Source organism: Paenibacillus sp. UNC499MF (assembly GCF_900107975.1).
In the GTDB taxonomy this organism is placed as follows: domain Bacteria; phylum Bacillota; class Bacilli; order Paenibacillales; family NBRC-103111; genus Paenibacillus_F.
The window spans coordinates 1-11,249 of record NZ_FNVF01000029.1 but is presented as its reverse complement, the minus strand read 5'-3'; the positions used below and the strand labels follow the sequence as shown (position 1 = coordinate 11,249).

Genomic DNA, 11,249 nt, shown 5'->3' with positions numbered 1-11,249 from the left:
AAAAGCTAAAAAGCTAAAAAGCTAAAAAGCTAAAAGCTAAAAAGCTAAAAAGTTGTTAAGCCGATTGGATAGTTCGCGTTGAATGATAGAACATTTGAGCATGAGCTTTAAAAATAGTGAAACCGTAAACGGTAAACGGTAAACGGCAGTGTTTAAACGGTCTTCCGATATTATGCTTGCAAACTCGACTTGCTATTGTTAAGTACGGGCAGCAAATACTAGAAGGAGCCGGAGGGCGCAAGAAGCCCCGGCTCCTTTTTTTTCTTTGCATTGGGCGCAAGAAAAACTGGCACACTCCCGACGCCGGGGTTACGATAGGGGTAACTATTCAAGACGCTGGCGACAAGGAGGGCTTTACGCCATGAACAAAACCGATCGCATGCTGGCCATCATTTTGCGGCTTCAGCGCAAGGGCACGCAGCGCGCGGAAGATCTCGCCGCAGCCTTCGAGACGAGCGTCCGCACGATCTACCGCGACATGCAGGCGCTATGCGAAGCGGGAGTCCCGGTTGTCGGGGCACCGGGACAAGGGTACTCGCTCGTCGAAGGCTACTTCCTGCCGCCGGTCAGCTTCACGGCGGAAGAAGCCGTTACCCTGCTGTTCGGCATCGAATTTGTCGAGCAGCAGTTCGACGAGGCTTCCCGCGCCCAGGCGGATGCCGCGCGGGCGAAGCTCGAGGCCGTGCTCCCGGAGCGGGTGCGCCGGGAGTCACAGAAGCACCGCGAGAGCATGAAGCTCCTCGCGGGCCTGGGAAACGGCGCCGCCGGGAACGGGACGGCGGCGCTGGCTCTGCTGCGCGGCGCGGTGCTGCAGGAGCGCACGGTGCGCTTCGTCTACGCGGCGAAGGATGCGGCGCTGCCGGGAGGGGAGCGGTTCACGGTGCGGGAAGCCGATCCTTACGGGCTGGTCTACGTGAACGGCTCGTGGATGCTGATCGCCTTCTGCCGGCTGCGACGGGAAATCCGGCATTTCCGCCTGTCCCGGATCAGCGAGCTTGCGCTCCTGGAGACTACCTTCGTGAAGCCGGAAGAGTTCGACCTTCGATCCTACAAGCCGGCGGATGACCGGCACGGGGAGGTCCGTCTGCTTTTTCGCAAGGAGCTTGCAAACCGGGTCCGGGAAATGAACTACTATTATATAGAAGAAACACAAAATGTAGAGGAGGGCCTGCTCGTCAAACTAAAGGTCAGATCGCCAGAGGAAGTTCTCCATTGGGTATTGAGCTGGGGGGCCGGTGTTGAAGTGCTGGAGCCCGAATCGCTGCGCGTCCGGCTGCAAGAAGAAATTCGGGACATGGCAAAACGCTACTGACATACTGTTGTCAGCAGCGCTCTTTTATACTGGGTACAACTTCACTTTAAAGGAGAGAACGACCCATGCAAAAGAACCAGAATCAGGACCGGAACATCAACACGCTCGACACACTGAACCGCTTCGAACAATTGGCCGAGACCTATATTCAAGAACTGGACAATTACAGTTTGGAAGAGCTTACCCGCAAGCCTGACGAAGATCAATGGTCGCTGGGACAAATGTATGTGCATTTGATCAAGTCGGCTTTGTATCTGCATCTGCCTAATATGGAAGCCTGCCGGACCTCGTCCGTAACGGAAGAGGCGGCGGGGAAAACGGAAAGAGGCGAAGCCGCTTTCGCCAGCGGCAGTTTCCCTCCCATCCGGATTCAAGTTCCGCCGTCCAAAGAATACTCGCCTCTTCAGCCGGAAAGCAAAGAGCAGCTCGCCGACGGCCTTCGCGAGGTCATCCGCGCCATGCGTGCCATCGAGCCGTCGATTGCGGGTATTCCGGCCGCCAACACGGTGGGACACCCCGGCTTCGGCGGATTGAATGCGGTCGAGTGGTTCTCGCTGGTGGAGATGCATTACCGCCACCACCTTCTACAGAAGGAGCGCTTGGACGCTTTCCTGCAGGAGACCAAGGAAACTTCCGGGTCCGGAACCTGATATCCGCCAACTGAAGGTAATAAGCTTTCATGTGAAACCGAATCGCCCGCCGGGGCATCATCTAATAGTGCGGAACCCGGGGTCGCATAAACGGCGGCCGTATGCCATACAAAGACCAATAATGATCGAAGGACGATTAAACCAAAAGTGCCTGCCGGCAGCGCAGGCAGCCCAAAAAGGAGCAGGCTCATAATGAGCTGCTCCTTTTTTGTTATGGGACGCGTGTAGGACCAAATATGTGGGCGGGCTACCTACCCTACCTATGTATCCATGCTTACATCATCCCACTCCGCATCCATATAGCGGACGAGCCAGTTCAGCGCACGGTGCCTTTCCACAACGACGCCGCCGTCCAGTCCGGCAGGGGCGGGTCGGCCGTTGATCCGGGCGTCTACGCAAGCCCAGTCATAGCGGTAAATCCGGTCCGCCTCGTCGAGAATGTCTTCTTTCGGTCGGACGTTTGCCCGCTCATAGAACGTGTCGAAATCGCCGGCCAGCCGCAAAGCGTCCACTGCCGCCTGAACATCGCAAACGGAGCCGGGATAGCCCAGTTCTTCGACATATCCGAGGGACCAGAGCAGAACCCAGTAGCATTCGTACATCCAGGCGAACTGGATCGCATCCGTCGGATCGGGTGCGCCGCTTTCGAGGAATGCCCGTTCTTTTTCCGTAAAAAAAGGGGAGACGCCGTACAGCTCGATAACGTCCTCGATATAATCTCTCGCTTCTTTAATGTCCGAGCCTTCGGCAACATCCGCGCCGTACATGGCGATCATGCACAGAGCGGCGGCACGTGCGGCAATCTCTTCCTTCGTCCGGATAACGGCGAATTCATCGCCGTCGATGACCGGCAAATGCTCGATAACGGGAACGCCTTGTTCCCTCAGCAGAAGCATATTCCGTTCTTTCCGCGCTTCGGCGGACGGCGACGACTGGATATGGGCGTCGATCAGATCCGTGCTGACCGTGACGGTAAAGTCTTCTACCTCGGACTCTCCCTGGGCGCTCAAAATTACCTTGCCCTCCGGGTTCAGCAGCTGGCCGGTCGGCAGAAACAAAACGGCATGAACACGGGACGCCGCATCCAAAATCCGGTTCATCGTGTCCGTGTCGATCTCCTTCGAGGAGACGATTCCGACAGCCGCGTTAAGTCCGGTAATCTGCCGGAGCACTTTGTCTTGAATGTGCTCGTGCGGCGTCTCGATCTGGCTGAAAAAGCCGTACATTCCCCGGATCATCGGCTGAAATTCGTCCGGATTGCTTTCCAGTGTCATCAGGGAAAACGTGACGGTCGTTTTGCCGAAGAGCTTTTTATCCACAACCGTAATCTGTCTCCCGTCAGGCGATGTTTGAACCTGCTTGTCCCCGAAGGCGGTGCGGATGGCTTCCGTTATTTTTTCGTACCCTTTTATCGAGATATAAAGCGTACACTGATTCATGCTGCACTTCCTCTCCTCGTGTCGTTAACCACCACCATCATACCGAAAAAACGGTAAAGTTGTAAAATGTGGTATTCTAGCAGTAAACCCGAGACAGAAAGGATTTATGGACCATGGAGGATAAGAATATTATGAATGAAAAAAAGGACTGCACGGACAAAGCGGGAGCCCCGGTTCCCGTACGTTTTCTGGAAGGGAAAAAGGTTTATTTGCGTCCCATCGATACCGGGGATACGGAAGCGTATTTTCAGCAGCTGTTTCAGCCGGAGACCCGCAAATTGACCGGGACACAGAAACATTTTACAAGAAACCAGATCGAGCGATATATCGAAGGGAAGACGCAGGACACGTCAAGCATTCTGCTGCTGATTGCCTTGACCGAAACCGACGAGGTAATCGGGGACATCGCCCTGCAGGATATCGACAGCTACAACCGGAGCGCGGGCATCCGCATCTCCATCGACAGCAACAGAAATCAGGGCAAAGGCTGCGGCACGGAAGCGCTCAACCTTATGCTGGATTACGGATTCGGGATCGTGAATCTGCACCGGATCGAACTGAACGTATTTGCCTATAACGAGCGTGCCCTGCACGTGTACGAGAAAATCGGCTTCAAAAAAGAAGGCGTGCAGAAAGAAGCCCTCTATTACAATCACAAGTACCACGACTCGATTCTGATGGCGATCCTCGAACACGAGTACCGGCAGCTTCACGGGCTTTAGAGATTGAGTCGGTTGTGCTGTTTCTAAAGGCTCTCCCCCTATTTCCAACAAAAAAAGATCCTTCTTCCATTAACCCGGGGTTAGATGGAAAAGGATCTTTTTAATTCGTTTAGTTCGCCGGCTTTGCCTCTTTCATCACCTTGCAAACCAGCCGCATCAGTTTTCTTTCCATGGCGGGGAAGAGGTGGAAGAACACTTTCGTCGTGATGCGGAGCGGGACCGGGCAGATGAGAACTTTGTTCTTCTCGATTCCTTTTAACGCCAGCGAGGCGAATTGGTCCGGACTCATCATTTTGCGCTGCTTCACCGATGCGTTGATCCGTTCTTTATCGAGATTAATGGCATAGCCGTTCTCGTAAATGGCCGTATCGACATGTCCGGGGCAGAGTGTCGTGACCTTAATGCCGTACAGCTCCGCTTCGTAGTGCAGCGAGGTCGAAAAGCCGACAACCGCGTGCTTGGTAGCGGTGTAGGCGGACACCATCGGAGTCGGACCGAGGCCGGCGGCCGATGCCGTATTGACGATATGGCCGAAGCCCTGCTTCTGCATAATGGGATACGCCGCATGAGTGCCGTAAAGGACCCCCCAGAAATTGACCGCCACAATTTTATTCCAGTCCTCCAGACTCATATCCTGGAATTCCCCGTACATCGAAATTCCCGCGTTGTTGAATAAATAATCCAGCCGTCCGAACTCATCGGCCGTTGCCTGGATAACGCTCTGGACCTGGGAAGCATCTGTTACATCCAGCGGAACAAACCGAGCCTGGCCTCCCTCATCGGCGATTTCTTTCGCCAGAGCTTCTCCTTGTGCGATATGAATGTCGGTAATGACCACGAACACGTTTTTCGCGGCTAACTGCTGGCACAGGGCGCGCCCGATTCCGGAAGCCCCTCCCGTTACGATGGCCGTTTTAAGCGGATTGTGCATAAGCCAACACCTCCCGTGAAATGTGAACAAGAACAGTTCGGAAGCGGATCGGTCATCATGCTGTTACCTACATTATTCCATGAGAACGCTCACAACTTAAGAGGGGAATATTGGCAGAAATATGTACGAAAGGAAACGGTTTTGTGACAGGGAGTGCTATACTGGGTGGAAGAACCTTGAAGCTGAGGAGAGCAGACATTTTAGAAAAGGGGAGCAGCATATGGCTGTATTTAGATGTGATTGCGGTAAAGGTTTAACCAATTCGAGATGTCCTAACGACATCGAATTGATTGTTTTTACGGATTACGAATGGGATTCCATACAAGAGAAAGTGCACGAGGGCGCAGACATCTACGATGTCGAGCCCAAATATGACGTATGGCGGTGTCCCGAATGTGCGCGAATTTATGTATTCAAGGGCATAAGCTTGTTGTACCAATACAAATTGGAAAAGTAGGGGAGATCCATGCAGCTGAACGGTATCACCTTTTCAGCGGAAGAGATCGAGGAAATTGAGCTTCTAAAAGAATTATGTGAGGGCATGACTGTCGACGGAATTGAAGTGGTCTGTTTTAAGGTGCTTTCGGATCTCTTGAACAATCGTGTCAAGTTCGAAGACTTTCCGCAGGAAGTATTACATATCACGCAGCTTCAGGTGAACGATTATGTTCATTTCTGGTCGGAAGTCGATTGGTTTGACAGTCGGCTGGCTGAGAGCGTGGCTATAAAATTCAGTAGGGTATTAGGGAATTGAGGTCAGCCGGGGAGTCCGGTTGGCCTTTTTTCGTATTTCGTCAAAAAATGATGGAATTTTACAATATACGACAAAATTTCCTAATGCTAAATACAGGTTTGTCCACTAACATTGTACTTTGTTGGTTCTTTTATTTTATTTGAGGCGGTGAGGAAGAAAAGGTTCAAGGGCCATGGGGATATACATATCACAGGATAACAAAAATATTTTCAGTTTAAGGATGGTGGAATTTTTGAATTGGTTTCGTAAACAAAAAAACAGAACTTTAAGGATGTTTACTAGTATGGTTCTGCTGCTGAATGCTTTAACTCTTGGAGCAACTACGGCATATTCACAAAGTATGAGTACAGTCGGATTTGAAGGGGCCGCTAGTCTGTCCGATTATTCTTTCACGAATCCGGTGAATCTTACTGACAAGGCACTGCTGCCTGCAACAGATGTCCAGAGCAGTGTGTACGGGAACGTGTATTTGAATGGTTTTGCCAAAGCATTAGGAACACCGTTTACGGTTACGCAGGCTGCGCCTATCCCGGTCGAACAAATTAGAAGTTATGGTAAAAGTTCATTAAATGATGGACGAGTTATGGTATCAGGGGGAGACTCGCCTAATTATAATTACGCTCTTATTTATAATACTCAACTAAACTCATGGGGTCATGTTGCTCCGTTACCTCTTAAAAGAAAAGAACATAGACAAAGTACGCTTAAAGACGGAAGGGTTCTTGTTACGGGAGGGTTCTTGCCATTAGAAAATTATTCCGCTAGCCATAAAGCCTATCTATATGATCCTCAAACCAATACATGGTCGGAAGCGGCGAATATGCCCCAAGGAAGAGCGGGTCATTCACAAAGTGTTCTAAATGATGGGCGTGTGCTTGTAGCTGGAGGAGAAGATCTTGAGCGAGCTGTTGATACAGCATACATTTACGATCCTGCATCCAATACATGGTCGAAAGTAGCAAACCTTCCTCTCTCACTAAGAAGCGCTGGACAAAGCACATTAACGGATGGACGTGTTATGGTTGTAGGAGGTAGCACTTACATAAACGATGAATGGAGATCTTCAAAAAAAGCTTTAATATACAATCCTACAACCAATTCATGGTCCTATGCTGAGGATTTTCCGATTTCTGATTATGGGCGCCTTCAAAATACCTTGCTTGACGGCAGAGTTATAATTAATACTAGCCAAAAAAGTTATATATATACACCATCGACAAATAAATGGACGGAAACTAAGATACTGCCTGCTGGATTCTATCCCTATGAGCAAACAATTCTTCCAGATGGCCGTATATTTGTTACGGGTGGAAGCAACAGCGGAAATGCCGCGTACTTCATTTCCTTCAACACACCGCCCACACTCAGCGTAGATAACACCAATCAAACGGTCTGGAAAGAAGACGGACGAGGTATCGTTACACTCACCGGTAAAGTAAGCGATGTGAACAACGATCCGGTTACCATAAGCGCCACTCTAGCAGGGATTACGAAGACAATGCTTGTGCCCAATACGTCTTCTTCCCCGTCCTGGACGTTACAATGGGATCTGAACAGCGACAAAACACCGGCAGGGGCTTACACGAACATCCCAGTTACGGCAAGCGATTCTGCGGAAGCGGTCACCTCCGTCTATACGGGTTTGATTACGGTCAATCAAGCACCGAATGCGCCGACGAATATACAGCCGGGCCGTTTCTCATCCAGTGATCCTCAGATGATCGCTGCGGACACGTCGGTAGTGAGATGGACATTCAGCGATCCGGATGCGGGAGATATGCAAACCGCTTTTCAGGTTGTTATTTTAAGCGCGGACGGCAGATCACAGATCTATGACTCGCAGTGGGTCGTTTCAAGCGCAAACACGTTTACCGTTCCCTCTAATCTGATTAACAGGGGATTGGTCGCCGGATGGTACGTGAGAGTGAAAGACAGCAAAGGTGCTGTTTCAAACTTTTCTCCGTTAGCGTATGTTCGGATAAATAAAATGCCATCAGCAGAGTTGACTTCCTATACCGACGGGCAGACGCTGACAGATAACATGTTGACCTTTACATGGAACTATAAGGACGCCGATCAGCAGGCGCAATCCGAGTATCAGGTTGTCGGAACGAACGACGGATGGAAAAATTGGGCCTATAACTCGGGAGAGATAAAATCCGGCTCGACTTCCCACGTGGCCGGACCGATTACGAGCGGGTCATGGAATTTTGCGGTGCGGGTCAAGGATGGTACGGAATGGTCGGAATGGTCTTTCCGGAACAATCTGATGCTGCCCAACGCGTATGAGCCCAACGATACGTTCGAACAGGCATTTTCCGTCAAAATGAATGAATCTTACGCGTCCTCGATTACCACGGCCACTGACGTCGACTTCTACAAATATACGGCAAAGGCTAACGGTGTGGACCGTTTAACTTTGAATGTACCGAAAGGACAGAACTACAACGTAAATATCTATGACAGCAGTAAACGGCTCCTTGCGGCAGGAATCCAAGAAACCGATATACCGGAAAATGTTCTCTACGAAGTGACGGAAGGACAGACTTACTATTTTAAAATTTTCGGAGTCAACGGCGGTTTTAGCGGGTCCAGTTACTCATTCTTTCTAAGCAGCCTGACTTTAAGAAACGATACACGCTACGAGTATGACAATAACGGAAACCTGATCAAGAAATCCTCAACGGCTCAGAGCCAATAGGAAGAAGCCGATGAAGGCAGGAGGATATTCAATTGAAAATAAGAAATAAACAGATTTTCGCGTTTGTGATGGTACTGACCATCCTTTTAACGTGCGCTCAAGGATTGTTCATTCCGCATGCTTATGCCAAAACCGACGAAGCCAAGGTTAAAAACGACAAGATTCAGAAATACCTGGATAAAGGCTTTAACTCCCAGGAGGTTGAGCAGGCTTTAAGCAGAAACATCAAGGAAGCGGATTTGGAAGTAGCGTTAACCAAAAATAAGCCGGTAAATAAATCCAAAGAGGCTTCAAGCATAATCATTAATGAAGTCAAAGAGAAACCGGTTCCATCTTTTCGAATGAAGGCGGCAGCAGCATCCGGTCCGGAACCGGTACCTGAGATTGTTGTCGTGAATACTAAACCGGATGAAGCCCCGTACAGTGTCAACCTGGAGCATGAAACGATTTCAACTCTCTCCGGCAGTCTCTCCGTCCGGGAAACGGATATGGTATTGCGGGGGAGAAACGGGCTTAATTTTTCCCTGACACGCAGTTACGACAGCAGCTCGGCTCAATTTAACCAGATGGCTTCTTATCGGAGTACCGGAGAGAACGGGACCATTCCCTATGAAGAGAAAATGTTTCCGATCGGCAAGGGATGGTCATGGGACATTTCTTCGGTGGAAAGGCACGGAGATACGAAGTATTTGCACCTAGCAGGTTCGGGAGTTTATAAGATTACGAGCAGCGGTCTTGAAGGGTACCCCTGGAAAGATCTGACCATTACCGAGGAAAGCGGCAATCTTGAAAACAGATACGTTTTAAAATCAATCAATGGAACCAAACAGTACTTCAACTATGACGGACATTTAGTGAAAATTGAGGATGACTACAAAAATTCGATCTATTTCAGGTACAGCGACGATCCGATTTACAAGAAAGTGTTAACTTCGATCTCTAGTGACGTAGGCAATGCCATTACGATCAGCTACAATCCGACAGCTGTGGTCCTGACAAACGGCAGCCAGACTGTAACCTACAACAAGTCGCTTCAAAGTTACATCGAAGTACTCACCTCTGTAGTCGATCCTATTGGCAGAACTACCGTGTACGATTACGCCTTAAAATCGGCAAAATCTTATTTATATGCAAGTTCTGTAATAGAAGCGGAAAATCCGTATTCTCTGCTCACCGGGGTTATGCATCCGACAGGCGCAAAGAGTGTGTACAAGTACGAAGATAATCCGGTTGTCCGGAAGTTTGATTACGGATATAACGGATTTTACCGCATCAAATCCAGAGAGGATCACGTTACACTCCAGGACGGCTCGATACAGACCTATAACCGCAAAGATATTACGTATGACGGGGATATGGGCAGCTCGTACGATAAGGATATGGAGTTTGCAGTCACCGTAGACAACAAGCTGAACCAAACCACATTTAGAACGAAGAAGGATTATATAGAAAGGGAGAAGCCTTCCTATTACTACAACACCAACATAACCGAAATAACGTCTGTGGACGGCAAGACTCACCGTACTTCCACGGACCATGTCTATGATGAGAAAAGGCATTTGCCGTCGCCGGACAAAACAACCGTTACGAAATCCGTTGACGGTGGGGCTCCGATCGTTTTCACTCATTCTAAAGTGTATGACGATTATGGGAATATAACTTCATCAACAGATCCGGCGGGTGTCACGACAACCTTCGGATACAATGGAAACCATCTGCTGACCAGTATTCTGGAGTCCAGGAGCTCCAATCAGAGCAAGTGCACGCTGTACACATGGGACAAGCATACCATCATCTTGAAACAAGTGTTTGAAGGCAGTGCAGCGGGCGTTAAACTTTCCGAAACCGCGTATGAGAATACGGATGCATACGGTAACGTCACTCAGATACGCAATAAGAACAGTGCCGGCGAAACCGTTATGAAGCTGGAATATTCCTCCGACTACCAGGGAGCTTTTCCGACCAAAACGACCATGGCGGTAACGGATGCGGACGGGAACAAATCCTCTATTGTGAATCAGTATGAATATGATGCCATTAGAGGGCTGCTGGTCAAGCAGACAGACGGCAACCAGGGCGTGACCACCTACCAGTATGATGCGCTCGGCCGTGTGAACAAGGCCGTTCAACCCGACAACAGTACGGTTAGTATCCAATATCTTGACCTGCAGAACCAAATCCGTCAAAAAGATGAAACCGGCGTGGAAACCGTCACCACCTGGAACCCCCTGGGCTGGAAAACCGAAGAAGGCATCATGCAGGGCGTATACAAAGCCAAAGCTAAATACGGCTACGACACGTATGGCCGCCAAATCTGGAGCGAAGACGCCGTAGGGAACCGTACGCAGATCGGCTATGACGCCTGGAACCGGCAGAACCAGATCACTTATGCGGATCAGGCTGTCTCCAGAATCACGACGGATGACTATAATCTGACTCAGACGACAACTGACCCGGAAGGTAACATATTCAGGCAGACGGCCGACAAGCTCGGCAGAATCGTCAAGAAAGAGCAGGTTGCTCCAACCGCCAAAGTGCTCGGAACGTATCAATACAACTTTGCCGGGAACGTCGTTGCCAGCACGGATGCGAACGGCGGCACCACCGAATTCCGTTACGACCCTCTGGGGCAGCTGACCGCCGTAATCAATGCCAAGAAGGAAGAAACGAAATACACCTACGACCAGTTGGGTCAAATGATCCGCATCACGTATCCCGACAACAACACGACGCAGAAAAA

General features: G+C 50.0%; 7 protein-coding genes and 1 pseudogene. 6 read left to right on the top strand and 2 right to left on the bottom strand.

What is annotated here, in order from left to right:
* Positions 1-361: 361 nt before the first annotated feature.
* Together C4S74_RS26045 and C4S74_RS26040 are read left to right on the top strand one after the other, a co-directional pair.
* Positions 362-1,312, top strand: coding sequence for a YafY family protein (locus C4S74_RS26045; protein ID WP_103998185.1), 951 nt, complete (start codon positions 362-364; stop codon positions 1,310-1,312).
* 65 nt (positions 1,313-1,377) lie between these two features.
* Positions 1,378-1,962, top strand: coding sequence for a DinB family protein (locus tag C4S74_RS26040; protein ID WP_103998184.1), 585 nt, complete (start codon positions 1,378-1,380; stop codon positions 1,960-1,962).
* A gap of 260 nt (positions 1,963-2,222) precedes the next feature.
* On the opposite strand, the gene C4S74_RS26035 is transcribed toward C4S74_RS26040, so the two are convergent.
* Positions 2,223-3,401, bottom strand: coding sequence for a DUF4272 domain-containing protein (locus C4S74_RS26035; RefSeq protein ID WP_103998183.1), 1,179 nt, complete (start codon positions 3,399-3,401; stop codon positions 2,223-2,225).
* A gap of 131 nt (positions 3,402-3,532) precedes the next feature.
* On the opposite strand from C4S74_RS26035, the gene C4S74_RS26030 reads away from it, so the two are divergent.
* Positions 3,533-4,123: a GNAT family N-acetyltransferase gene (locus C4S74_RS26030; RefSeq protein WP_103998187.1), complete on the top strand. Its 591-nt coding sequence runs from the start codon at positions 3,533-3,535 to the stop codon at positions 4,121-4,123.
* A 109-nt stretch (positions 4,124-4,232) separates the two neighbouring features.
* On the opposite strand, the gene C4S74_RS26025 is transcribed toward C4S74_RS26030, so the two are convergent.
* Positions 4,233-5,054: an SDR family oxidoreductase gene (locus C4S74_RS26025; protein ID WP_103998182.1), complete on the bottom strand. Its 822-nt coding sequence runs from the start codon at positions 5,052-5,054 to the stop codon at positions 4,233-4,235.
* Between the two features lie 466 nt (positions 5,055-5,520).
* Here C4S74_RS26025 and C4S74_RS26015 point away from each other — a divergent pair, with 466 nt between their 5' ends.
* The 3 genes and pseudogenes from C4S74_RS26015 to C4S74_RS26005 all read left to right on the top strand — a co-directional run.
* Positions 5,521-5,808, top strand: a complete 288-nt coding sequence (locus tag C4S74_RS26015; protein WP_103998181.1) for a hypothetical protein — start codon at positions 5,521-5,523, stop codon at positions 5,806-5,808.
* Between the two features lie 283 nt (positions 5,809-6,091).
* Positions 6,092-8,509 (top strand): kelch repeat-containing protein, encoded by a 2,418-nt coding sequence (locus tag C4S74_RS26010; RefSeq protein ID WP_181024551.1) that lies wholly within the window; start codon positions 6,092-6,094, stop codon positions 8,507-8,509.
* 32 nt (positions 8,510-8,541) lie between these two features.
* A pseudogene (locus C4S74_RS26005) lies at positions 8,542-11,249 on the top strand (RHS repeat protein); the annotation flags it as partial.